The sequence below is a fragment of the Bradyrhizobium sp. TM102 genome, assembly GCF_009176685.1.
Lineage (GTDB): Bacteria > Pseudomonadota > Alphaproteobacteria > Rhizobiales > Xanthobacteraceae > Bradyrhizobium > Bradyrhizobium ottawaense.
In genome coordinates, this window is the sequence record NZ_AP021855.1 from 6,233,896 (window position 1) to 6,257,394 (window position 23,499).

The 23,499-nt window shown below is 65.5% G+C and carries 20 protein-coding genes; 6 read left to right on the forward strand and 14 right to left on the reverse strand.

Annotated features, from left to right (window positions below; translation table 11 throughout):
* Window positions 1-38: 38 nt before the first annotated feature.
* From GDN70_RS29615 to GDN70_RS29635, 5 genes are all read right to left on the reverse strand, one after another.
* Window positions 39-1,775, reverse strand: a complete 1,737-nt coding sequence (locus GDN70_RS29615; RefSeq protein WP_095426942.1) for a methyl-accepting chemotaxis protein — start codon at window positions 1,773-1,775, stop codon at window positions 39-41.
* Between the two features lie 180 nt (window positions 1,776-1,955).
* The gene (locus GDN70_RS29620) at window positions 1,956-2,222 is read right to left on the reverse strand and encodes a hypothetical protein (RefSeq protein WP_028141644.1); all 267 of its coding nucleotides are present in this window, start codon (window positions 2,220-2,222) and stop codon (window positions 1,956-1,958) included.
* Between the two features lie 163 nt (window positions 2,223-2,385).
* Window positions 2,386-2,985 (reverse strand): hypothetical protein, encoded by a 600-nt coding sequence (locus GDN70_RS29625; RefSeq protein ID WP_097668749.1) that lies wholly within the window; start codon window positions 2,983-2,985, stop codon window positions 2,386-2,388.
* Between the two features lie 113 nt (window positions 2,986-3,098).
* A complete protein-coding gene (locus GDN70_RS29630) occupies window positions 3,099-4,085 on the reverse strand; it encodes an MDR family oxidoreductase (protein ID WP_038972116.1) in 987 nt (328 codons plus the stop codon).
* Window positions 4,086-4,126: 41 nt separating this feature from the next.
* Complete coding sequence (locus tag GDN70_RS29635; RefSeq protein ID WP_152103365.1) at window positions 4,127-5,380, reverse strand: MFS transporter; 1,254 nt, start codon at window positions 5,378-5,380, stop codon at window positions 4,127-4,129.
* Window positions 5,381-5,721: 341 nt separating this feature from the next.
* Here GDN70_RS29635 and nadA point away from each other — a divergent pair, with 341 nt between their 5' ends.
* The 3 genes from nadA to nadC all read left to right on the forward strand — a co-directional run bounded on the left by nadA (window position 5,722) and on the right by nadC (window position 9,512).
* Window positions 5,722-6,828, forward strand: coding sequence for a quinolinate synthase NadA (nadA, locus tag GDN70_RS29640; RefSeq protein WP_152103366.1), 1,107 nt, complete (start codon window positions 5,722-5,724; stop codon window positions 6,826-6,828).
* 195 nt (window positions 6,829-7,023) lie between these two features.
* Window positions 7,024-8,622, forward strand: coding sequence for an L-aspartate oxidase (locus GDN70_RS29645; protein WP_152103367.1), 1,599 nt, complete (start codon window positions 7,024-7,026; stop codon window positions 8,620-8,622).
* A gap of 11 nt (window positions 8,623-8,633) precedes the next feature.
* Window positions 8,634-9,512 (forward strand): carboxylating nicotinate-nucleotide diphosphorylase, encoded by an 879-nt coding sequence (nadC, locus tag GDN70_RS29650; protein ID WP_152103368.1) that lies wholly within the window; start codon window positions 8,634-8,636, stop codon window positions 9,510-9,512.
* Between the two features lie 181 nt (window positions 9,513-9,693).
* Here the strand turns inward: nadC and GDN70_RS29655 are convergent, their stop codons facing one another.
* The 3 genes from GDN70_RS29655 to GDN70_RS29665 form a co-directional block, all read right to left on the reverse strand.
* A complete protein-coding gene (locus GDN70_RS29655; RefSeq protein WP_038972119.1) occupies window positions 9,694-11,148 on the reverse strand; it encodes a cell wall hydrolase in 1,455 nt (484 codons plus the stop codon).
* Window positions 11,149-11,599: 451 nt separating this feature from the next.
* Window positions 11,600-14,551, reverse strand: coding sequence for a pyruvate, phosphate dikinase (gene ppdK / locus GDN70_RS29660; RefSeq protein WP_173015887.1), 2,952 nt, complete (start codon window positions 14,549-14,551; stop codon window positions 11,600-11,602).
* 96 nt (window positions 14,552-14,647) lie between these two features.
* The gene (locus GDN70_RS29665) at window positions 14,648-14,803 is read right to left on the reverse strand and encodes a DUF3096 domain-containing protein (RefSeq protein WP_080670142.1); all 156 of its coding nucleotides are present in this window, start codon (window positions 14,801-14,803) and stop codon (window positions 14,648-14,650) included.
* A gap of 232 nt (window positions 14,804-15,035) precedes the next feature.
* On the opposite strand from GDN70_RS29665, the gene GDN70_RS29670 reads away from it, so the two are divergent.
* A complete protein-coding gene (locus GDN70_RS29670; RefSeq protein ID WP_028141653.1) occupies window positions 15,036-15,389 on the forward strand; it encodes a DUF1236 domain-containing protein in 354 nt (117 codons plus the stop codon).
* Between the two features lie 253 nt (window positions 15,390-15,642).
* On the opposite strand, the gene glyS is transcribed toward GDN70_RS29670, so the two are convergent.
* From glyS to GDN70_RS29705, 6 genes are all read right to left on the reverse strand, one after another.
* Window positions 15,643-17,742: a glycine--tRNA ligase subunit beta gene (glyS, locus tag GDN70_RS29675; RefSeq protein WP_038948277.1), complete on the reverse strand. Its 2,100-nt coding sequence runs from the start codon at window positions 17,740-17,742 to the stop codon at window positions 15,643-15,645.
* Window positions 17,742-18,677: a glycine--tRNA ligase subunit alpha gene (locus GDN70_RS29680; protein ID WP_038948278.1), complete on the reverse strand. Its 936-nt coding sequence runs from the start codon at window positions 18,675-18,677 to the stop codon at window positions 17,742-17,744. The genes glyS and GDN70_RS29680 overlap by 1 nt, the downstream gene beginning before the upstream one ends.
* 233 nt (window positions 18,678-18,910) lie before the next feature.
* Window positions 18,911-19,102 (reverse strand): hypothetical protein, encoded by a 192-nt coding sequence (locus tag GDN70_RS29690; RefSeq protein WP_028141656.1) that lies wholly within the window; start codon window positions 19,100-19,102, stop codon window positions 18,911-18,913.
* Between the two features lie 105 nt (window positions 19,103-19,207).
* Entirely contained in the window at window positions 19,208-20,116 is a 909-nt protein-coding gene (locus GDN70_RS29695) for a S49 family peptidase (protein ID WP_028141657.1), read from the reverse strand.
* Window positions 20,117-20,328: 212 nt separating this feature from the next.
* The gene (locus GDN70_RS29700) at window positions 20,329-21,093 is read right to left on the reverse strand and encodes a tRNA1(Val) (adenine(37)-N6)-methyltransferase (RefSeq protein ID WP_028141658.1); all 765 of its coding nucleotides are present in this window, start codon (window positions 21,091-21,093) and stop codon (window positions 20,329-20,331) included.
* Window positions 21,086-21,313, reverse strand: a complete 228-nt coding sequence (locus GDN70_RS29705) for a DUF2007 domain-containing protein (RefSeq protein WP_018323354.1) — start codon at window positions 21,311-21,313, stop codon at window positions 21,086-21,088. Before GDN70_RS29705 ends, GDN70_RS29700 begins: the two co-directional genes overlap by 8 nt.
* A 135-nt stretch (window positions 21,314-21,448) precedes the next feature.
* On the opposite strand from GDN70_RS29705, the gene GDN70_RS29710 reads away from it, so the two are divergent.
* Together GDN70_RS29710 and GDN70_RS29715 are read left to right on the forward strand one after the other, a co-directional pair.
* Entirely contained in the window at window positions 21,449-22,456 is a 1,008-nt protein-coding gene (locus GDN70_RS29710; RefSeq protein WP_026202916.1) for a polyprenyl synthetase family protein, read from the forward strand.
* 527 nt (window positions 22,457-22,983) lie between these two features.
* Entirely contained in the window at window positions 22,984-23,499 is a 516-nt protein-coding gene (locus GDN70_RS29715) for a helix-turn-helix domain-containing protein (protein ID WP_028141659.1), read from the forward strand.

Genomic DNA, 23,499 nt, shown 5'->3' on the forward strand with positions numbered 1-23,499 from the left:
TGATGGTTGCAAGCAGGACCTGCCGAAAGACGCCACCGTCAGGCCGCGCGCACGGTGCCGAGAAACTTGCCGACCTCGAGCTTGAGGCGGTTGCTGTCGCCGGACAGCGATTGCGCCGCCGCCAGCACCTGCGAGGACGCCGAGCCGGTCTCGCTCGCGCCGTGCTGCACGTCGGTGATGTTGGACGACACCTGATGGGTGCCCTCCGCCGCCTGCTGCACGTTGCGGGAAATCTCCTGCGTCGCCGCGCCCTGCTCTTCGACGGCAGCCGCGATGGTCGAGGAAATCTCCGACAGTTTCTCGATGGTGTCGCTGATGTCCCTGATGGCGCCGACCGAATGCTCGGTCGCGGTCTGGATGCTGGCGATCTGCTGGCCGATCTCGCCGGTCGCCTTCGCGGTCTGCTCGGCGAGCGCCTTGACCTCGGAGGCGACAACGGCAAAGCCGCGGCCCGCCTCGCCGGCGCGCGCGGCCTCGATGGTCGCATTGAGCGCCAGGAGATTGGTCTGGCCGGCGATGGTGTTGATCAGCTCGACCACGTCGCCGATCCGCGCCGCCGCCTTCGACAATTCGCCGACGCGGTCGGTCGTGGTGCGGGCCTGGCTGACCGCTTCGCTTGCGACGCGCGCGGATTCCTGCACCTGGCGGCTGATCTCCGTGATCGACGACGACAGCTCCTCGGTCGCCGACGCCACCGACTGCACGTTGGTGGACGCCTCTTCGGAGGCGGCAGCAACCATGGTGGTGAGCTCCTGTCCGCGCGCCGCAGTCGACGTGAGCGTCGACGCAGACGCTTCCAGTTCAGTCGCGGCCGACGACACGGTGTCGACGATCTCGCCGATCGCCGCCTCGAAGCCATCGGCCAGCTTGGACATCTCGGCCTTGCGTTGCGCGGCTGCAGCCTGATCCTGCCTGATCTTGGCCTCGGCCTCCTCGCGCGCCTTCTGTTCGGACACGATCTTGAACTTCTCGACAGCCGCCGCGACACCACCGACCTCGTCCTTGCGGCCGAGACCGGGCAGCACCACGGAAAAGTCGCCGCCGGCGAGCTTGTCCATGGCCACCGTGAGCGCGCGGATCGGCCGTGCGATGGTCAGGAACGACATCAGCCAGGAGCAGAGGAGGACGAGCGCCGTGAAAACGCCAATGACCATTGCGATATGCTCGCTGGACGCCATCTCCCGCGCGGAGGCCGCAACCTCCTCTTCGCTTCTGTGCCTGGCGACGTCGGCAATCTGATTGGCTGCCTGGTCCATCTCGCCTGCGATCGGCAACGTGACCTCGCGGGCGAGACGCGTCCCCTCATCGACGAGCTTGGCGAGGCGAGCAGCGGCATCCTCGCCCGTGAGAGCCAGGGCGGCACCGCGCACGGATGCGAGCTGCTGAGCTCCCTTGAGATAGTTCGCCGTGAGGACCTTGAGCTTCTCTATCCTCGCGCGGTTTTCCGGCACGTGCGAGAGCGTGAGCATTGCGTCGGCAACCTTCACCAAATGACCGGCGCGTTCGACCAGCGCGTCGCGCGCCTTCTGCAGTTCATCTGAATTATTGGCGAGGCGGATGTCGCGTGCGGCGAGCTGCATGGCGCGCGCCGCGAGCTTGGATTCGACTGCCTCGCGCGCCAGCTCCTGCTGCTCGGACGCCGTCTGGCTGGACCGGCGCACGTTGCCGTTTCCGATCACCTGACCCGCGATCATCGCGAGGACCAGGAGGATGCCGAGCGCCGATGAGATCGCCAGCTTGGTCCCAATCCGCAAATTCTGAACGAGGCTCAACATGGGCTTGCTTCCCCCCTAGGGAATGCGCGGCCGAGTCATTGCCAGCCGCCCTCGGCGTTGACCGCCCTTGTCCGAAAAGTATGCGTTCGCCATTCCAATTTGGTTAACGCGACCTCCGGGCAACTACTGGATCGGTAGGAAAATCCCTTGAATTTCAGCACGGTATGCGCGCTTAACAGGTTAATCACACGCAGTGATAGGAGCCCCGCTCTGCTGCGTTACGCTCTCGCCGACGAGGCTGATGCGAAAGACCGGCTTCTTGTCCTCGTCGAGCAGCTCCATGCACCACTCGGCGTTCGGCTTCAGGCCGCGCGCGATGCCGCCGAGCAGATTGGCGCAGACCTCGGTCATCTCGGTCCAGGCGGCAGTGCGATCCTCGAACTCGTACGGCTGGTCGGCGGCGCCGGAATAGCGACCGGTGCTGATGCGGAAAAAGTACAGCGACATCGTTGAACCCTTTTATCGGGCCGCGCCCCCGGCCGACCGCAAACTGGGGCGCGAACAGCTACCAACGCATGAAAGCCGCCGTCCGTATGACTACGGCGCGGCGGCTCGGCGTTCGATGGACGTCTTCAACGACAAAGTGCGCGGAACCGACCGCGCAGCCCTCTCACTGGGTGGAACGGCGCAGCTCCAGCGGGCCCTCGTTCCTGGCGGGCTCCGACTTGATCTCCGACTTCACCGGCTCGAGCCGGCTGCTCTCGACACGCGGCGTCTCGACGCGCGCGGCGACTTCGGTGTTGGTCGCGCTGACGGAACCGGTGTGCTCTGTCCTGTGCAGCGAGCGCGGACGCGCCGCAGCGCGCGCCATCAGCATCTGGTTGCCACCCTGGTGATGGAAGTCGCAATAGGCGAAGCCCATCCCCGACACCGAGCCGCGGAAGCTGCGATCGTCGGTCTTTTCCAGGTTGAAACACGGCTCGAACGGAATGCCCTTGATCGAGGCGCAGACGTTCTGGCCACGGATCTGGAGCGTATTGCCGGGCAGGCGGAGATGCTTGACCGGGCCCGCGCCGGAGAACTGCACCGCGCCGGCGGCGCCGAGATCGTCCAGGATGCGGCCCGCGCCGCGGGTGCCGTCGAAACAGGTGAAGGCAAAGACCTTGCCCGCCACGAAGCGACGCGCCTCGTCGGCGTTCATGCCTCCGGCAAGGGCCGGCGCAAACGTTGCTGCCGCCGTGACAGCCCCCAACACAATACGCGCAAGCATGCTCAACTCCGAACCAACCCCCGCAGCGGGCGATGCCTTATCTCTTTACCCGCTGCTTACCATACCAACCATGGCGACATTGAAGCAGCTTGGTTGGTAAAGTCTGAACGCCGTTAGACAATTTTTACCACGATGCGACCGCGGACCTGGCCCGCCAGGATTTTCGCGCCCCACTCCGGCACCTCATCAAGAGGAATTTCGTGAGTGATTTCAGTTAGTTTGGTCCGATCCAGATCTGACGCCAGGCGCTGCCACGCGGCTTTCCGCGGCTCGATCGGGCACATCACGGAATCGATGCCGAGAAGGCACACCCCGCGCAAAATGAAAGGTGCGACAGACGACGGCAGGTCCAGGCCGGCGGCCAAGCCGCAGGCCGCGATCGCCCCGCCGTATTTCGTCATCGACAGCAGATTCGCCAGTGTGGTCGAGCCGACGCTGTCGACGCCACCCGCCCAGCGCTCCTTTGCGATCGGCTTGGCCGGCGCCGACAATTCGTTGCGGTCGATGATCTCGGCTGCTCCCAGCTGCTTCAGATAGTCAGCCTCCGAGGCGCGGCCGGTCGAAGCGATGACGTGGTAGCCGAGCTTGGAGAGCACGGCGATCGCGACCGAGCCGACGCCGCCGGCGGCGCCCGTCACCACCACAGGGCCGCTCTTCGGCGAGAGACCGTGCTTCTCCAGTGCCAGCACCGAGAGCATCGCAGTGAAGCCGGCGGTGCCGATCGCCATGGCATCGCGTGCCGACAGGCCTTGCGGCAAGGCCACCAGCCAGTCGCCCTTCACCCGCGCCTTCTCGGCATAGGCGCCGAGATGGGTCTCGCCCATGCCCCAGCCGGTGCAGACGACCTTGTCGCCGGCTTTCCATTGCGGATGCGAGGATTGCTCGACCGTGCCGGCGAAGTCGATGCCGGCGATCATCGGGAAACGGCGCACCACCGGCGCCTTGCCGGTGAGCGCGAGGCCATCCTTGTAGTTCAGCGTCGACCATTCCACGCGGACGCTGACGTCGCCGTCCATCAGCTCGGCTTCATCGAACTGCGTCAGCGCGGCGGTGGTGCCCTTGTCCGCCTTGTCGATCCGGATCGCCTTAAATGTGGCCACGACTGAACTCCCTGACTTGTTTGTCGGGGATGTTTAGCCGATCACACAGGCTGCGCAACCGCCCGAACGACAGGTTTCTCCACGATCGGAAGGTTGATCAGCGCGGAAAGCACGCCGAACAGGATCGAGAGCCACCAGATCGGCGTATAGGAACCGAAGCGCTCGAAGACGATGCCCCCGAGCCACACGCCGAGGAAGCCGCCGACCTGATGGCTGACGAAGGCAAAGCCATACAGCGTCGCAAGCCAGCGCGTGCCGAACATCAGCGCCACCAGCGCCGAGGTCGGGGGCACCGTGGACAGCCAGGTCAGGCCGGAGACCGCACCGAAAGCGATCGCCGAGAACGGCGTGATGGGGAACGAGATGAAGGCGAGGGTTGCGAGCGCACGCGTGAAGTAGATGGCCGAGAGGATGTAGCGCTTGGGCAGCGAGTTCTGGAGATAGCCGACGCAGAGCGAGCCGATGATGTTGAACAGGCCGATCGCCGCGATCACCCAGCCTCCGGTTTGCGTCGAGATGCCGCGATCGACCAGGAAAGCCGGCAGATGCACGGTGATGAAGGCGAGCTGGAATCCGCAGGTGAAGAAGCCGAGCACCAGCAGCACATAGGAGCGGTGACCGAAGGCTTCGGCGAGCGCCCTGGTGATGGTCTGCTCATCCGCCGGCGTCGCACTGGCCGCAGTTGCAGCCGGCGGCGTCGAGAGCGCCAGTGACAGCGGGATGATCAGCAACATCAGGAAGCCGAACACGGAGAGCGCCTGCTGCCAGCCGAAATTGTCGATCAACGCGACGCCGATCGGCGCGAACAGGAACTGGCCGAACGAGCCCGCCGCCGTGCCGGCGCCGAGCGCGAGGCCGCGCTTCTCGGCGGGCAGCAGCTTGGTGAACGCCGACAGCACCAGATTGAACGAGCAGCCGGCAAGACCAAAACCGACCATGACGCCGGCGCCGATGTTGAGCGACAGCGGCGTCGAGGAATAGCGCATCAGCAGGAGGCCGCCGGCATAGAGCAGCGCGCCGACGCACATCACCCGGAACAGCCCGAAGCGATCGGCGACCGCGCCGGCGATGGGCTGGCCCAGTCCCCACAGCAAGTTCTGAAAGGCGATGGCGAGGCCAAACACGTCGCGGCCCCAGGAGAATTCATGACTCATCGGCTGCACGAAGAAGCCGAGCGCCGAGCGCGGACCGAAGCCGAGCATGCCGATCGCACAGCCGCACAGAATGATGACGGCGGGGGTACGCCAGCTGGAGGAACGTGAGGCCGGAGCGAGTTCGCCCACTGATGTCGACATGGTATTCCCTGTCTGTCATTTGGCGGACTCGCAAAGAGGCGCCGCGAACGCGTCATTTAATGCATTTGCATGAAAATCCCAAATCAAAAACGGTTGCATTCCACGAGGGGCTGCCGCGGGAGCATTGCGTTTCAATCTGGCCTCGCCCGACGCGTCGGACGACGATCTGACGAGATCGTGTGCGTCGGGACCTAGCCGTCCTCGGCAGAGCGTGCTATTTGTGATTTACTCATATTGAGCATATATGAGGTTCGATGAAACCCACTCCGGCCCCTCGGCCGGATTACTCAGGCCCTACATATACTCATATTGAGTATAAATGACATGCGAGGGAGGCTTTGATGCCGATCACTGCAATCTACGGTCCAGACGATTTTGCCAACCGGCCGCAGGGCCATCTCGCCTCCTCCCCCCGCCCCGCACCGGCGCCCACAGCGCGCGCGCTGCCGACGCCCTCGCTGGAATGGACGGCGGAGGTCGAACGCACCACCGCCCCGCTCTATGAGCGCGTGAAGCACGTCATCCCTCCGATCGAGTGGCCGTTGATGGCGCCGACGATCAAGGCGATCAACGAGCTGAAGCGCGCGCGGGGCGCGGTGATCCTCGCCCATAACTACCAGGCGCCGGAGATCTTCCACTGCGTTGCCGACATCGGCGGCGACTCGCTCCAGCTCGCGGTCGAAGCCACCAAGGTGGAGGCCAATGTCATCGTCCAGTGCGGCGTGCACTTCATGGCGGAGACCTCGAAACTGCTCAACCCCGACAAGACGGTGCTGATCCCGGATTCGCGGGCCGGCTGCTCGCTGGCCGCCAGCATCACTGGCGCCGACGTGCGCCTGCTCCGCGAAAAGTTTCCGGGCGTGCCTGTCGTCGCCTACGTCAACACCTCCGCAGAGGTGAAGGCCGAGGTCGACATCTGCTGCACCTCGTCGAACGCGGTGCAGGTGGTCGAGAGCCTGAACGCGCCAAGCGTGATCTTCCTGCCCGATCGCTATCTCGCCACTTACGTGGCCTCGAAGACCGACGTGAAGATCATCGCCTGGAAAGGCGCCTGCGAGGTGCACGAGCGCTTCAAGGGCGAAGAGCTGCGCGCCTTTCGCGAGGCCGATCCGTCCGTGCAGATCATCGCGCATCCGGAGTGCCCGCCGGACGTGCTGGCGGAAGCCGACTTCACCGGCTCGACCGCGCACATGATCAATTGGGTGCGCGAAAAGCGGCCGCGGCGGCTGGTGATGATCACGGAATGCTCGATGGCCGACAATGTGCGCGCCGAGCTGCCCGACGTCGAGATGCTGCGCCCCTGCAATCTCTGCCCGCACATGAAGCGCATCACGCTCGCGAACATTTTGGACAGCCTGCTGACGCTCCGCGAGGAGGTGACGATCGATCCCGCCCTGGCGTTGCGTGCAAGGCGCTCGGTCGAGCGGATGATCAATCTGAAGAATTGAGGGCAACACACACCGCGTCACACACGACTGTCGTCCCGGACAAGCGCAGCGAAGCGGAGCGCAGATCCGGGACCCATAACCACAGGAAGATGTGGTTGCGAAGGAAGGCAACACGCAGTTTCGCGCAACAATTTCTGCTGCGGCGTATGGGTCCCCGCCTTCGCGGGGACGACAGTGGAGTGAAAGGAAAGAACTATGACAAACACCATCCACAACCTCACCCGCACCGACGACATCGTCATCGTCGGCGGCGGCCTTGCCGGACTGTTCTGCGCCCTGAAGCTGGCGCCGCGGCCGGTGACCTTGATCTCGGCCGCGCCGCTCGGACAGGGCGCATCCTCCGCATGGGCGCAAGGCGGCATCGCCGCGGCGGTGGCCGAGGGCGACACGCCGGAAGCCCATGCCGCCGATACCATCGCGGTCGGCGGCGGCCTCGTCGACGAGGTGGTCGCACTTGGGATCGCGCGCGAGGCCGCGCCGCGCATCCACGATCTCTTGAGCTATGGCGTCCCCTTCGATCGCGATCTCGAAGGCAGGCTCGCCGTGGGACGCGAAGCGGCCCATTCGGCCCGGCGCATCGTGCATGTGCGAGGCGATGGTGCCGGTGCCGCGATCATCGCGGCCTTGAGCGAAGCGGTGCGCCGCACGCCCTCGATCCGTCTGGTCGAGGGGTTCGTCGCCGAGGCACTGCTGGTCGAGGATGGCGCCGTCGCCGGTCTTCAATTGCGCGAGGCCGGCAACTTCCAGGCAAAGCCGTTCCTGCTCGCCTCGCGCGCGGTGGTGCTTGCCACCGGCGGCATCGGACATCTCTACGCCGTCACGACCAATCCAATGGAAGCCAGCGGCTCCGGCCTCGCCATCGCCGCGCGTGCCGGTGCCGTGATCGCCGATCCGGAATTCGTGCAGTTCCATCCAACCGCCATCATGGTCGGCCGCGATCCGGCACCGCTCGCCACCGAAGCGTTGCGCGGCGAAGGCGCGACGCTGGTCAATGGCGCCGGTGAACGCTTCATGGTTGCGCGCCACCCGCTCGCGGAGCTCGCGCCGCGCGACATCGTGGCCCGCGGCGTATTCGCCGAGATTGCGGCCGGGCGCGGCGCCTTCCTCGATGCGCGCCAGGCGCTGGGCGCGCGCTTTGCGGACAAATTTCCGACCGTGCATGCGAGCTGCATCGCCGCCGGCATCGATCCGGCCACGCAGATCATCCCGATTGCCCCGGCCGCGCACTATCACATGGGCGGCATCGCGGTGGACGGACGCGGCCGCAGCTCGATCGACGGACTCTGGGCCGGTGGCGAGGTGTCGTCGACCGGCGCGCACGGCGCCAACCGGCTCGCCTCGAACTCGCTGCTGGAGGCGGTGGTCTACGCCATGCGCATCGCCGACGACATCGCCGGCTGCTCGATCCCCGCGCCTGCCCGCCTCCCCGACGCACCGGTCGCGTCGCGCGGCGGCACGCCGGATGCTCTGGCCGGGAAGCGGCTGCGCGCGATGATGAGCGCGCATGTCGGCGTGATCCGCGAGAGCGACGGCCTCTCCGAGGCCGTGCACCACTTCGCTGCGCTCGAACGCGAGGCAACGAGCATCGCGCTGCGCAACATGGCGACGTCTGCCCTGCTCGTTGCCGCCTCGGCGTGGAGCCGCCGCGAGAGCCGCGGCGCGCATTTCCGCTCCGACCATCCGGCTGACGTCCCTGCGCAGGCGCAGCGAACGATGACGACGCTCACGGCGGCGCGCGAGATCGCGGAAAGCCTGAGCTCCCTGCCGCGCGTTGCGCAATCCATGATCGCCTGAAGGAGTTTTCCATGATTACCACCACCTCCCTGCTCTATCCCGACGCCTTCCTCTCGCCGCTTGGGATCGGCGAAGCCGTGCAGCGCGCGCTCGACGAGGACCTCGGCCGCGCCGGCGACATCACGTCGCTGGCGACAATCCCGGAAGCGACCAGGGCGCAAGCCATTCTGGTGGCGCGCCAGTCCGGCGTGATCGCCGGATTGCCGCTGGCACTCGCGACATTGCAAAAACTCTCCTCCGACATCGACGTGCGCGCGCATGTCCGTGATGCCGCACGCGTTGTCCGCGGACAGCAGGTGCTGACGATCTCGGGCCCTGCGCGCGCCATTCTCACAGCGGAGCGGACGGCGCTGAATTTCGTCGGCCGCCTGTCGGGCGTCGCGACGCTCACGGCCGACTATGTCGCCCGCACCGAAGGCACGAAGATGCGCATCTGCTGCACGCGCAAGACCACGCCGGGGCTGCGCGCGCTGGAGAAATACGCCGTGCGCTGCGGCGGCGGCTTCAATCACCGCTTCGGCCTCGACGATGCGATCCTGATCAAGGACAACCACATCGCGGTCGCCGGCGGCATCTGTGCGGTGCTGGAGCGCGCCCGCGCCCATGCCGGCCATCTTGTCAAGATCGAGATCGAGGTCGATACGCTGGCGCAGTTGCGCGAGGTGCTCGATACCGGACTTGCCGACGCCGTGCTGCTCGACAACATGGACCTTGCGACATTGCGCGAGGCCGTGCGGATCAACGAGGGTCGTCTCCAGCTGGAGGCGTCCGGCGGCGTCACGCTGGACTCGATCGCGGCCATCGCGGCAACCGGCGTCGACTACGCTTCGGCGGGCGCGCTGACGCATTCGGCGCCGAACTTTGATTGCGCGCTGGATATTGAGATGTGAGATCACCGCTCTGAGCCCAGGGCTGGCTGCACCTCTCCCGCTTGCGGGGGAGGTCGGCGCGAAGCGCCGGGTGGGGGCTCTCTCCACACGGGGGGTCTCGCCTGCGGAAACACCCCCTCCCCAGCCCTCCCCCGCAAGCGGGAGAGGGAGCATACCTTCACTGCGGCAACGATTGATTGCCTCAGCGCCGCTCGCTCACGCCCATCTCGGCAGAGCTCTTGGCTTCCTGCGCGAGCTCGGCTGACAGCGCGGCGGTCTGGGCCGGGGTGCCCCAACTCGGTTCCTCGCTTCCGTCGCCCCAGGCGCGCGGGCGATAGAAGGTGTGCACGCCGGTCTTGTACATCTTCTTCATCTCGGCGACCCAGGACGGGCGCACCCAGTAGGCGTGATAATGAGTGGACTTGCCCACCTCGGGCAGCCAGATCTGGCCGTCGAGCATCGCCTTCGCGATCTTCTTGGCGCGCTCCCACATCTCGGGCTCGCGGATCACGTCGGCATTGTTGTCGCAGGCGAAGGTGAACTGGCAGGCGAGATGGCGGTGCTTGTTCTGATAGACCGCTCCGCACACGGTGTCGGGATATTTGCCCGAGAACACGCGGTTCATCACCACCTGCGCCACAGCCATCTGGCCGCGAACGGCCTCGCCGCGCGACTCGAAATAGACGGCTTCCGCAAGGCACTTCTCGGACTTCGCGCGCGACTTGTCGTCGAGCGCGAGACGCTCCGCCGGCGATCTGGCGCGCTGGTTGTCGGCGTTGACCTCACCCTTCGGCGCGACGCTCTCGCCGCTCTCGATATCCTTGGCGATGTCCACCGTCGGCGGCGATAGCGAGGCCGTCACCTTCATGTCGGGATCGGGCATCACGATCAGCGGCTCGGCGCCGGGCTGCCAGCTCTCGATGCTTTCGAGATTGCCGCCGAGCGAGGAACTGCCGAAGAACAGGTTGGAGGTCTTGACGCTGAAGGGATCCCGCACCGGCGTCGTCGGCGCAGTGGTCCGCTTAAGCGCCTCGAGCGGCTGCACCGCGAACGCGCGCGCGGCGTCGCTGGCCCGCGGTGGATTGGAATATTGCGGCAGCGGCGGCGCGCGGAGCGCTTCCTGGAGTTCGGGATCGAGGGCGGCCGCGGATTCCGGCGACATCGCCTGCGGCAGCGCCGCGGTCTTGGCGCCGAACACCGAGCTGTTCGACGTCGCGGGATCCTGCTGCGCCGGTGCCGCAGCGGGCGCGGCCGCCTCGGGAGCCTCGGTCGGCGCAACGGTCGCGAGGCGATCACCCTTCATGGAGCGATCGACCTTGGGAAAGTCGGAAGCCTGGTAGCGCGGCGCAGCCTGCAGCCCCGGATTGCGGCTGATCGCGCCGGTGACGTCGCGGCCATCGAGGCTCGCCAGGCGAACCATCGCGCTTTGCGGAACCGAGGTGCCGATGGGGCGGGAAAAACTGTAGGTGGCGAGCTGGATCGAGGACGCCGCGGAGAACACCTGCTTCTGCCAACGCTCGGCTACGCCGGGTTGGCGCGCCAGCAGAGAGGCAATATCCTGATAGCCGGTCTCTCTCGGCATCAATGCGAAGATGCAGAGACCGATGCCGAAGGACGCGAACCGCGCGCCCTTCGGATGGTTACGCAACACAGACATCGATACGCTCACGCTACGCTTACGCCAGAAAAATCGAAACGCAGTACATCCGTGCAATTCGATCTTTATCGTAAGTATCCAATTTAGGTTGCCGGGGCGTTAATCGGCGTTGCGCGTGCGGCACACTCAAGCGATTGCAGGTGTTTTCACGGGGTGATCGCGCACGGTGGTAAACGCGTCCTCACGCGAAGCGGTAAACAACCGGTCAACGCGAATGGTGAAGGAACTCTTGCTGGCGCGTATCATTACGGGACGCGCGTGTGGTTCCTTGTTGTCCGAGCTTCCGCCTCGTCATTGGAGGAGCTGTTGCGACGAAGCAATCCGGGCTGCCGCCGTGGAGAGATTCTGGATTGCTTCGCTGCGCTCGCAATGATGGGTTGGCGAGAGCATCGCGAAAACGAAAAGAGGCGGGGTTTTGGCCCCGCCTCTTTCATCCGCATTCTAGTTCTGCTTACGCCTGGCTGGCGATCGCCTTGCCGAGTGCGGCTTGCGCCGCTGCGAGACGGGCGATCGGCACGCGGTAGGGCGAGCAGGAGACGTAGTCGAGGCCGATGTTGTGGCAGAAGGCGACGGAAGCGGGATCGCCGCCGTGCTCGCCGCAGATGCCGACCTTGAGCTTCGGGCGGGTCTTGCGGCCGCGCGCGACGCCGATCTTGACGAGCTCGCCAACGCCTTCCTGGTCCAGCGCGACGAAGGGATCGACCGACAGGATGCCCTTCGCCACGTAGGGACCGAGGAAGCTCGCCGCGTCGTCGCGGCTGATGCCGTAGGTGGTCTGCGTGAGGTCGTTGGTGCCGAACGAGAAGAACTCGGCCGACTCTGCGATCTCGGCCGCGAGCAGACAGGCGCGCGGCAGCTCGATCATGGTGCCGACCTGATAGGTCAGCTTGGTGTTGGTGTCGCGCATCACCGCCTGGGCGGTCGCATCGATCCGCGCCTTGACGAGGTCGAGCTCCATCTTGGTCGCGATCAGCGGCACCATCACCTCGAGGCCGACGGCCTTGCCGGTGCGCTTCTCGGCCTCGACCGCCGCCTCGAAGATCGCACGCGCCTGCATCTCGGCGATCTCCGGATAGGCGATCGCGATGCGGCAGCCGCGGAAGCCGAGCATCGGATTGAACTCCGAGAGCTCGCGCGCGCGGTCAGCCAGGCGCCGCGGGTCGGTATTCATGGCGCGTGCCACTTCCTCGACCTCGGCGTGGGTATGCGGCAGGAACTCGTGCAGCGGCGGGTCGAGCAGACGGATCGTGACGGGCAGGCCCTTCATGATCTCGAACAGCTCGACGAAGTCGGCGCGCTGCATCGGCAGCAGTTTGGCGAGCGCCGCGCGGCGGGACTGCTCGTCCTCGGAGAGGATCATCTCGCGAACCGTGCGGATGCGGGTCTCTTCGAAGAACATGTGCTCGGTGCGGCACAGGCCGATGCCTTCGGCGCCGAACTTGATCGCGGTGCGCGCGTCGTCGGGCGTGTCGCCGTTGACGCGGACGCCGATCTTGCGGACCTGGTCGGCCCAGGCCATCAGCGTGCCGAACTCGCCGGACAGCTCCGGCTCGATCATCGGCATGCGGCCGGCGAGCACCTGGCCGAGCGAGCCGTCGATCGTGATGACGTCGCCGGTCTTGAAGGTGCGCGAACCGATGCTCATGGTGCCGCGGCCGTAATCGACACGGATGGTGCCGCAGCCGGAGACGCAGGGCTTGCCCATGCCGCGCGCGACCACCGCCGCGTGCGAGGTCATGCCGCCGCGCGTGGTCAAAATGCCTTCGGCGGCGTGCATGCCGTGGATGTCTTCCGGGCTGGTCTCGATGCGGACCAGGATGACCTTGCGCCCGTCGGCCTGAAGCTTGGCGGCCTCGTCCGAGGAAAACACGATCTCGCCGGAAGCAGCACCCGGGGATGCCGGCAGGCCGGTCGCAATCACGTCGCGCTTGGCGTTGGGATCGATGGTCGGATGCAGCAGCTGATCCAGCGAAGCCGGATCAATCCGCGTCACCGCTTCCTTCTTCGAGATCAGGCCTTCATTGGCGAGCTCGACGGCGATGCGCAGCGCCGCCTTGGCGGTGCGCTTGCCGCCGCGGGTCTGCAGCATCCACAGCTTGCCGCGCTCGACGGTGAACTCCATGTCCTGCATGTCGCGGTAGTGCTTCTCGAGCTGCGTGTAGATCCGCGTCAGCTCCTTGAAGGCCTCCGGCATCGCCGCTTCCATCGACGCCTTGTCGGAGCCCGATTCCTGGCGCGCCTCCTCGGTGATATCCTGCGGCGTGCGGATGCCCGCCACCACGTCCTCACCTTGCGCGTTGATCAGGAACTCGCCGTAGAGCTTGCTCTCGCCGGTCGAGGGGTTGCGGGTGAAGGCAACCCCGGTCGCCGAGGTCTCGCCCATGTTGCCGAACACCATGGCCTGCACGTTGACCGCGGTGCCCCAGGATTCCGGAATGTCGTGCAGCTTGCGGTAGGTCACCGCGCGCGCGTTCATCCAGGATGAGAACACCGCGCCGATTGCGCCCCAGAGCTGGTCGTGCGGATCCTGCGGGAAGTCCTTGCCGGTCTCGCGCGCGACGGCGTCCTTGTACTTGCCGACCAGCTCGACCCAGTCCTCGGCGGTGAGGTCGGTGTCGAGGGTATAGCCCTGGCCGTCCTTGAAGGTGTCGAGGATTTCCTCGAAGTGATGATGCTCGAAGCCGAGCACCACGTCCGAATACATGGTGATGAAGCGGCGATAGCTGTCGTAGGCGAAGCGGCGGTCACCCGACAATTCCGACAGCGCTTCCACGGTCTGATCGTTGAGGCCGAGGTTGAGCACGGTGTCCATCATGCCCGGCATCGAGGCGCGCGCGCCGGAGCGCACGGAGACGAGCAGCGGGTTCTTGGCATCGCCGAAGATCTTGCCGGTCAACTTGCCGACATAGTCGAGCGCCTTCTCAACCTGCGACTGCAACTCCTTCGGATAGGATTTGTCGTGGGCGTAGAAATAGGTGCAGACCGAGGTCGGGAGGGTGAAGCCCGGAGGCACCGGCAGGCCGAGATTGGCCATCTCGGCAAGGTTCGCGCCCTTGCCGCCGAGCAGGTCGCGCATCTCCGTGCGGCCCTCGGCCTTGCCGTCACCGAACGTGTAGACCCATTTGCCGGCCTTGCCCGCGGCCGGCGCGGCCTTGGCTGATACAGCCTTCTTCGGCGCAGGCTTCGCAGCGACCTTCGGCAGAGCCGCCTTGGTCACAGCCTTCGCAGCCGGCTTGGCAGCAGCCTTTGCGGCAGTTTTGGCGACCGGCTTTGCGGCAGCTTTGGCGAGCGGCTTGGGCGCGCTCTTGGCAAGCGTCTTGCGGGCTGCCGGCGCGGCTTTCGCCTTGGCGGAAGACTTTGATTTCGCTGGAGTTTTATTGGGCTTCGAGGCGGCTTTGGCCATAGCTTGCACACAACCTGCGAGAGGAATGGGAATTCGCGGGCCTTACACCATTTTGGGCGGGCCCGCGCAAGTCGGACAGTTCCGGAAAATGAACCCCTAGAGGCGGAGCCATTTCAGGAGCCCAAGCCCGATCGCACCGTTCACAATAAGGAAGATCGCGACGATCAGGTTGAGAAGTCGCGGCATGATCAGGATGAGCACGCCCGCAATCAACGACAGGATCGGCGAAATGTGGGCGACGGTGATGTGCATGAATTTTCTTTCTGTGGAGGTGGGGCGAATCGCGGGCGGATCATAGCCCTCCCGGTTCCGCGAGTAGAGACGCGCAAGACGTGATGCGAGTTCCGGCACCCACGAAAACTGCCTGAAATTGCCGCGAATGCGGCGGGCCTTTTCCCGGAACATTGCGAAGGGTGCATGCATTGGCCAACCGGTCGCGCCATTGGCGCGTCCGAAAATAAAATTCACGTCGAAGGAGTTGTCCATGCGGAACAGGATTCTCGCTCTTGTAGCGCTCGCGGCCGCGATCGGCTCGCCCCTTGCGGCGCAGGCGCAAAGCGGTGTCACCGTCGGACGCGCGCCCGCCGTGGTCGACAGCGGCCCAACCATCGCAGTCGAACAGCGGCCGGCCTTCCGCGAGTACGTCGTCGAGCAGCGTGTGCCCGCCTTCAGCATTCCCGATCGCATCATCGTCGGCACGACATTACCCGAGGCAGGCGTCACCTATTATGACGTGCCGCAACGCTTCGGCGCCACCACCTACCGCTACACCGTCGTGAACGGCGAAACCGTTCTGGTCGAGCCGCGCTCGCGCCGCATCGTCGAGGTGCTGGACTAGCACGGATCGACTGTTGGCACTGATCGACTAGATGTCCGGCGCGTCACTTCAATCAGGCTGGCGCGAGCAGTGTAATCGGACATCAGGCCCCGCCCGGTCTTCCCCCCGCCGGGCGGGGCTTTTTGCGCTGTCATTCCGGGGCGCGCCACTTGGCGCGAGCCCGGAATCCATACTCACGATGGTGGTTATGGATTCCGGGCTCGTGCTTCGCACGCCCCGGAATGACAGCGGTATTTGCCCCGCGAGCGCGACCTCAATCCTGGATCTTCGAGAAATCCGCCACCGCACGCGTGGCGCTGCGGATCTCGTTCAGCAGCTTGAGGCGGTTCTCGCGCACCTTCGTATCGTCGTCGTTGACGCGGACCTTGTCGAAGAACGCATCGACCGGCGGACGCAACTTGGCCATCGCGCTCATCGCGGCCGCGAAGTCTTCCCTGACGACGGCGGCGCTGGCTTCCGCCTGCACTTCGCCTATCGCCTTTGCCAGCGCCTTTTCCTCGGCCAGGCTGTAAAGCGCAACGTCGGGCGCGCCTTCGAAGCTGCGCTTGTCCTTCTTCTCCTCGATGCCAAGGATATTGCTGGCACGCTTGATGCCAGCCAGCAGGTTCTTACCGTCGTCGCTCTCGAGAAACTTTCCGAGCGCCTCGACGCGGCGGACGATCATCAGCAGGTCGTCCTGGCCGCCGAGCGCAAACACGGCATCGACGAGATCGTGCCGCGCGCCCTGCTCACGGAGCTGTACTTTCAGGCGATCAGCGAAGAAGGCGAGGAGGTCGCTCGGCAGCTTCTGCGCATCGGCCGGCTTCACCGACAAACCGGTGAGCGCAGATGTCGCCACCTTCATGAGCGACAGACGCAGCGCGTTCTCGGCGATCAACCTGATCACGCCCAGCGCCGCGCGACGCAGCGCATAGGGGTCCTTGCTGCCTGTCGGCTTCTCGTCGATGGCCCAGAACCCGACCAAGGTATCGATCTTGTCTGCAAGCGCGACCGCAACGCTGACCGGATCGGTCGGCACGCGATCAGTCGGTCCTTGCGGCTTATAGTGCTCCTCGCAGGCGGCGGCGACGGACGCGTCCTCGCCCTGGGCCAGCGCATAGTACTTGCCCATCAGGCCCTGCACTTCGGGGAATTCGCCGACGACCTCGGTGAGCAAATCCGCCTTCGCCAGATGCGCCGCGCGCGTCGCCTTCGCGACATCGGCGCCGACCAGTGCCGCAATCTCGGCTGCGAGCCGCTCGATGCGCTTGATCCGCGCTGCCTGCGTGCCGAGCTTCTCGTGGAACACGATCTGCTCGAACTTCGGCAGCCGATCTTCGAGTTTCGTCTTCAGGTCTGTCTCGTAGAAGAACTTCGCATCCGACAGGCGCGGACGGATCACGCGTTCGTTGCCTGATACGATGACCTTGCCGCCGTCGGCCGCCTCGATATTGGCGGTGAGGACGAACTTGTTGGTCAGCTTCCCGGTCTTGGGATCCTTGACCACAAAGCACTTCTGGTTGTTGCGGATGGTGGCGCGGATCACCTCGTCCGGAATCGCGAGATATTCCGCTTCGAACGATCCCATCATGACGACGGGCCATTCGACGAGGCCCGAGACCTCGTCCAGCAGCACCTGATCTTCGACCAGTTCGAAGCCTTGTGCGAAGGTCAGCTCCTTGGCGTCGGCGAAGATGATGTCCTTGCGCGCCTGCGGATCGAGGATGACCTTGGCGGCCTTCAGCTTCGCTTCGTAGTCTTCAAAACGACGCACGGAAATCGCGTCCGGCGCCATGAAGCGATGACCGTAGGTGGTCTGGCCGGTCGTGATGCCATCGACCTCGAATTTCACGACATCGGGCTCTTCGGTCTCGAGCCCGAAGGTCGCGGTGATCGCGTGCAGCGGACGCACCCAGCTCAGCGAACCCGGCTTGCCGGAGCGCGCGCCCCAGCGCATCGATTTCGGCCAGGGGAAGGTGCGGATGATGACGGGCAGGATTTCCGCGAGCACGTCGATCGCGTCGCGGCCAGGCTTCTCGATCAATCCGATGTAGAAATCACCCTTGGGGTCGCGCTGGATTTTTGCTTCATCCAGCGACTTCAATCCCGTCGCCTTCAGGAAGCCCTGCACGGCCGCGTCGGGCGCGCCGACCTTCGGACCGCGACGTTCGGTCTTGAGGTCAGGCTGGCGCGCCGGGATGCCGTGCACGGTGAGCGCGAGGCGGCGCGGCGTCGCGAACGCCTTGGCGCCCTCGTAAACCAGGCCTTCGGCGACGAGCTTGTCGGTGACCAGGCGGCGCAGATCGTCGGCCGCCTTCCCTTGCATGCGCGCGGGGATTTCTTCGGAGAACAGTTCAAGCAAAAGATCGGGCATCAGGCCGCTCCGCCCGCTTCAGTATGGATCCAGGCCTCGCCGCAGGCCTTGGCCAGCTCACGCACGCGAAGAATGTAGCTCTGCCGCTCGGTCACGGAGATCACGCCGCGGGCATCGAGCAAGTTGAAGACGTGGCTGGCCTTGATGCACTGGTCGTAGGCCGGCAGCGCCATCAGATGCGCCTCGCGCTTGTCGTCCTTCCAGCCGGCGTCGAGATATTTCCGGCAGGCTGCCTCCGCCATCTTGAACTGCTCGAACAGCATCGCGGTGTCGGCGACTTCAAAATTGTGCTTCGAATATTCGCGCTCGGCCTGCAGGAAGACGTCGCCATAGGTGACTTTGGCATCGCCGTCGCGGCCGTTGAAGTTGAGGTCGTAGACGCGGTCGACGCCCTGCACATACATCGCGAGGCGCTCGAGACCGTAGGTGAGTTCGCCCGCGACCGGCGCGCATTCGAAGCCGGCGACCTGCTGGAAGTAAGTGAACTGGCTGACTTCCATGCCGTCGCACCAGCACTCCCAGCCGAGGCCCCAGGCGCCCAGCGTCGGGCTCTCCCAATCGTCCTCGACGAAGCGGATGTCGTGCACGGCGGAATCGATGCCGATCGCGGCCAGCGACTTCAGGTACAGCTCCTGAAGGTTCGGCGGCGACGGCTTCATGATCACCTGGAACTGGTAATAGTGCTGCATCCGGTTCGGGTTCTCGCCATAGCGGCCGTCCTTGGGCCGGCGCGAGGGCTGCACATAGGCCGCGTTCCAGGGCTTTGGCCCGAGCGCGCGCAACGTGGTCGCCGGATGGAAGGTACCCGCGCCCATCTCCATGTCGTAGGGCTGCAGGATCACGCAGCCCTGCTCGGCCCAGAACCGCTGGAGCGCGAGGATGAAGCCCTGGAACGAGCGTTCCGGGCGCATATGGGCGGGCAATGAGGCGTCCATCGTCAGATCAGGCTCTCGCGGGGGGGTTGAATCGCGCGGGACCGTATCGACGGCGGGAGTGGGAATCAAGGCAAAGGGGCGGATTCGGGCTTAACGGCCGCCGTAGAGTGACGGTGCCGTAGGGTGGGCAAAGCGAAGCGTGCCCCCCATCGTCGCCACGATTGCCGAAGGGAATGGTGGGCACGGCGCAAGAGCGCCTTTGCCCACCCTAGGGCACCTTACATGGGGCGCGCCTAACCCGGCCGATAGGCTCCGGTCACGGGGTCACGTTTCAGGGTCTGGATGTTCCCCATATGGGCGGCCTCGGCGACGCGCGAGAGGCGCATCTCCTCCAGCTCCCGGTTGATCCTGACAGCAGTCTTGTAGGCCCAGCGGACCACGGCAAGCCCACCCAGGACGCCCGCGAAAGCGACGAACGGCGGCATCGGTCGATCCTCGTTGAGTGCTCAGCCCCCACGCACATTGTTGCGCAGTCGGGGCTGCGCCGCAATCGGCAGGCCAAGAGGCCAAATGGCGCGGGAGGGCTGCGCCTAGAACCCGAATTTCGCCCAGATCGCCCGCGTCTCAAGCGCCGAGATCAGATCGTCCGGCAGGCCGACCATTGATTCCATGGCCGAAAGCTGCCCCGCGCCGGGCGATTTCCGGCCCAGAAAGCCGGAGAGCAGCCCGGTCGGCTGCGCGATCACGGGGGTGAGAACCTTCTCGCCATAGCGGGCACGAAGAGTTGAGCGGAGATCGCCGATGCTGTCGGCGAGCCCCAGCGCGATCGAACTCTCGCCGGCCCAGTATTCGCCCGTGAACAGGGCGTCGTCCGCGCCCTTGAGGCGCGCGCCGCGGCTCTCCTTCACCAGGGAAATGAAAATCTGATGGATTTCGCGCTGGAGCGCCTTCAGCTTGGCGACGTCGTCGGGGTTCTCGGGGAGGAAAGGATCGAGCATCGCCTTGTGCGCGCCGGCCGTGTAGAGGCGCCGCTCGATGCCGAGCCGCTTGATCGCCTCCTGGAAACCGAAGCTGCCGCCGACCACGCCGATCGAGCCGAGGATCGAAGAGGGATCGCAGATGATCTCGTCGCCGGCGCAGGCGATCATGTAGCCGCCGGACGCCGCAACGTCCTCGACGAACACGAGCACCGGCAGCTTCTTCTCCGCCGCGAGCTGCTTGATGCGCAGGTAGATCTGGCGCGACTGCACCGGCGAGCCGCCGGGCGAGTTGATCACCAGAGCCACCGCCTTGGCGTGCCGGTACGAGAACGCGCGCTCCAGCACCCGCGCGACGCCCGCCAGCGTCATGCCCGGGCGCAGCGGCGTCACCGCACCGATCACACCGGACAGCCGCACCACCGGTACGACCGCGGTACCGGGGCGGAAGCGCGCCGGCAGATATTGCATGAGCTTGTCGGCCAGGCCGGAACTCTCACGATCTTTCAATTGTTCGGCCATGCCGTTACCTCTGATTAACCATTTCTTATCACGCGACTGTCATTGGAAGTGCCTGGAACGTGTTGCAGATTTTCCGTTGGGAGGCTGCAATGAGGCAGCGGAGAACACCATGAAAATCTATCTGCTGATGCTGCTGATCGGTGCGCTGTTCATGGCGATCCGCTTGACGTCCCCGCAAGAGCAGCAGTCGGAATCGCTTCCGCAGTAAGTCGTCACGGTTCCATCAGCGGCAAGGCCGCTCTCCCCTCCAAAATCTCCGTCACCTCTTTTTTGGACACGCCTGACTCGTCGTTGAGCATGAGGCCCGGCAGCAATCGCGTCGGAGCCCGGCCGCCTTTGACCGCACGCACCAGCACGCGGATCGCGGGCCGCCCCGCCTCACCGTGAACCGGCAGGATCGAAAGGCTCCCGAAGCCGCGTGACAGCGCCGCCAGGACATCGGCGATGCCATCTGCGCGCCAGATCAATGTCAGCACACCATTCGATCGGAGGATGCGCCGCGCTGCATGCACCCAGGCATGCAGGGTCTCCTCCGTCGCCACATGCGCGGTGTGACGCGCCTGATCCGGCGAGCCGCGATGCCGGGCCGGATCGTTGAAGGGCGGATTCATCAGCACCGCGTCGACGCTGTCGGGCGGCAGCCCGTTTGCCGCAAAGGCCGTGGCGTCGGCGGTGACATCGAGCAGGATGATCTCGGCGGCAAGCGCATTCGCGGCTGCATTGGCGCGCGCGAGCTCGGCCAGCTCCGGATTGATCTCGACCAGGCTCAGCCCGATACCAGCGACGCGCCGGGCCAGCGCCAGCCCGGCCGTGCCGATCCCGGCGCCGAAATCGACCACGCGGTCCCCGGGGCGGGCCTCCGTCGCCGCCGCAAGCAGAATGGCGTCGTGCCCGGCTCTGTGGCCACTCCGCTTCTGTCTCAGGCGCAATTGCCCGCCGAGAAAGGCGTCCTCGGTGATATCTGCGGCCTCACTCATCGCCGCGCAGTTCGTGGCTGAGGCCGGCCTCGGTGAGGAGCTCCCGCGCCTCCTGGGCGTCGTCCTCATGAACCAGGATCCGCCGCGGCAAAATGCCGAGCGAGCCCTCGATGATGCTCATGTTCTGGTCCAGCACCAGATGATGGATGTTGGCGCCGTCGAGCAGCGCGCCGATCGCCGACACCAGCACCATATCGTTGGTCCGAACCAGTTCACGCAAAACGCAGGTTTCCTTGCCTGAGAGGGGGCTAAAGCGGCAAATGTCAATGGTTCCGCGGGCCTTGCCGCATCCGCCGCCAGTTTCTATTGTCTTTCCGTCAGAATAGCCCCTCCGGGGCAAATATTGGAGACCGGCGTGGCCGTCATCGTACCTTTCGAAACTCCCGGCGCGTCGATCGAAGAGCTGGTTGCCCTTGTCGCCCCTGATATGGAGCGCGTCAACGCCACGATCCTGTCGCGGACCGGTTCGGACGTGACCATGATCCCGGAGGTCGCCAACCATCTGATCTCCTCCGGCGGCAAGCGGCTGCGGCCGATGCTGACGCTCGCCATGGCCAACCTCGCCGGCTACACCGGCGACGGCCACATCAAGCTCGCCGCCTCCGTCGAGTTCATGCATACCGCCACGCTCCTGCACGACGACGTCGTCGACGAGAGCGAGATGCGCCGCGGCAAGCTGTCGGCCCGCATGCTCTGGGGCAACGAGGCGAGCGTGCTGGTCGGCGACTTCCTGCTCGGCCAGGCCTTCCGCATGATGGTCGAGGTCGGCTCGCTCCGCGCGCTCGACATCCTCTCTGCGGCCGCCGCCACCATCGCCGAGGGCGAGGTGATGCAGCTGGCCGCCGCCAAGAACACCGCGACCACCGAGGACGAATATCTCGCCGTGATCCGCGGCAAGACCGCCGAGCTGTTCGCCGCCGCCTGCGAGGTCGGCCCCGTCATCGCCAACCGCCCCAAGGCCGAGCAGACCGCCTGCCGCTCGGTCGGCATGAATCTCGGCATCGCCTTCCAGCTCGTCGACGACGTGCTCGACTATGGCGGCAAGAGCGCAAAGCTCGGCAAGAACACCGGCGACGATTTCCGCGAGGGCAAGATCACCCTGCCCGTCGTGCTCGCCTTCCGCCGCGGCAACGACACCGAGCGCGCGTTCTGGATCCGGGCGCTCGAGCGCGGCGAGATCGGCGATAGCGACCTCGATCACGCCATCGGGCTCATGAACAAGCACCGCGCGCTCGAGGACACGCTCAGCCGCGCCCAGCACTACGGCGCCATGGCGGTGGACGCACTGGCGCTGTTCCCCTCCTCGCCGATGAAGAGCGCGCTGGAGCAGGTGGTGGCGTTCTGTCTGGCAAGGTCGCACTAGGCTTTTGCGTTTCGGCGCACCGCCAGCGAAACATCCGGTGTCGTCCCTGCGAACGCAGGGACCCATACCGCGTGATCCATCGATACAGTGTCGGTGCGAGTACCGATAACATCCGATCTTCGCCAAACCACTCCCTGTGGTTATGGGTCCCGGCGTTCGCCGGGACGACACCGGTGAGATAGGTCCGGACTATCTCCACATCGTCATTGCGAACGCAGCGACTTGTCCGCCGAAGCCTTGGCGAAGGCGGAGCAATCCAGAATCCCTCCGCGGAGACGGTCTGGATTGCTTCGCTTCGCTCGCAATGACGGAGTTCGGGGCAACAACACAGTCACTCTCGTGTCCCGGACGCGCTGCAACGCCCTTCGCGTTGCTGCTGCAGAGCCGGGACCCACGGGACATCCGCAGTCATCAGCAACATGGGCCCCGGCTCTGCAGCGCACCGCTGAAGAAGCGCTGCGCTGCGTCCGGGGCACGAGGTTGCCTAGTCACTTGCATTTTGCAAGTCACTCACCTACCTTCCCGCCATGCAACCCAAATCCCCCTCGATCCTGGAATGCCCGGTCGGCCGTGCCGTCGAGACGGTCGGCGAATGGTGGAGCATCCTGATCCTGCGGGATGCGTTTCAGGGTGCGACGAAGTTCGACGAATTTTCGCAAAGCCTCGGGATCGCTCCGAACATCCTGTCGCGGCGCCTCGCTCACCTCACCGCGAGTGGCATGTTCGTGCGGCGCCGCTATCATGAGCGGCCGCCGCGTTACGAATACGTTCTGACCGACAAGGCGCGGGATTTCTTTCCTGTGATCGCTACGCTGCTCGCCTTCGGCAACAAGCATCTCGCGCCCAAGGGCGAATCCATTCTGCTGGCGAACCGGAGCGACGCTCGCCCGTTCGATCCGGTCGTGGTCGACGCTACCGACATGCAGCCGATCACGCTCGCCAATACGGTCGTCGTCGCCGGTCCCCGCGCCAGCCGCGGCATGCGCAAGCGCATCGCTTCACTCAAGGCCATGAACCCGGCCGTCGCGCCGGCTGGAGAGTAA

Excerpts from the sequence above, each read along its gene's own strand:
- nadA (WP_152103366.1), top strand. The coding sequence starts at position 5,722 with ATGCCGATCACTGCAATCTACGGTCCAGACGATTTTGCCAACCGGCCG.
- ppdK (WP_173015887.1), bottom strand. The coding sequence starts at position 14,551 with ATGGCCAAAGCCGCCTCGAAGCCCAATAAAACTCCAGCGAAATCAAAG.
- GDN70_RS29690 (WP_028141656.1), bottom strand. The coding sequence starts at position 19,102 with ATGCCGCCGTTCGTCGCTTTCGCGGGCGTCCTGGGTGGGCTTGCCGTG.
- GDN70_RS29700 (WP_028141658.1), bottom strand. The coding sequence starts at position 21,093 with ATGAGTGAGGCCGCAGATATCACCGAGGACGCCTTTCTCGGCGGGCAA.
- GDN70_RS29670 (WP_028141653.1), top strand. The coding sequence starts at position 15,036 with ATGCGGAACAGGATTCTCGCTCTTGTAGCGCTCGCGGCCGCGATCGGC.
- GDN70_RS29715 (WP_028141659.1), top strand. The coding sequence starts at position 22,984 with ATGCAACCCAAATCCCCCTCGATCCTGGAATGCCCGGTCGGCCGTGCC.
- GDN70_RS29635 (WP_152103365.1), bottom strand. The coding sequence starts at position 5,380 with ATGTCGACATCAGTGGGCGAACTCGCTCCGGCCTCACGTTCCTCCAGC.
- GDN70_RS29645 (WP_152103367.1), top strand. The coding sequence starts at position 7,024 with ATGACAAACACCATCCACAACCTCACCCGCACCGACGACATCGTCATC.
- GDN70_RS29655 (WP_038972119.1), bottom strand. The coding sequence starts at position 11,148 with ATGTCTGTGTTGCGTAACCATCCGAAGGGCGCGCGGTTCGCGTCCTTC.
- GDN70_RS29665 (WP_080670142.1), bottom strand. The coding sequence starts at position 14,803 with ATGCACATCACCGTCGCCCACATTTCGCCGATCCTGTCGTTGATTGCG.
- GDN70_RS29625 (WP_097668749.1), bottom strand. The coding sequence starts at position 2,985 with ATGCTTGCGCGTATTGTGTTGGGGGCTGTCACGGCGGCAGCAACGTTT.
- GDN70_RS29620 (WP_028141644.1), bottom strand. The coding sequence starts at position 2,222 with ATGTCGCTGTACTTTTTCCGCATCAGCACCGGTCGCTATTCCGGCGCC.
- glyS (WP_038948277.1), bottom strand. The coding sequence starts at position 17,742 with ATGCCCGATCTTTTGCTTGAACTGTTCTCCGAAGAAATCCCCGCGCGC.
- GDN70_RS29695 (WP_028141657.1), bottom strand. The coding sequence starts at position 20,116 with ATGGCCGAACAATTGAAAGATCGTGAGAGTTCCGGCCTGGCCGACAAG.
- GDN70_RS29615 (WP_095426942.1), bottom strand. The coding sequence starts at position 1,775 with ATGTTGAGCCTCGTTCAGAATTTGCGGATTGGGACCAAGCTGGCGATC.
- GDN70_RS29680 (WP_038948278.1), bottom strand. The coding sequence starts at position 18,677 with ATGGACGCCTCATTGCCCGCCCATATGCGCCCGGAACGCTCGTTCCAG.
- nadC (WP_152103368.1), top strand. The coding sequence starts at position 8,634 with ATGATTACCACCACCTCCCTGCTCTATCCCGACGCCTTCCTCTCGCCG.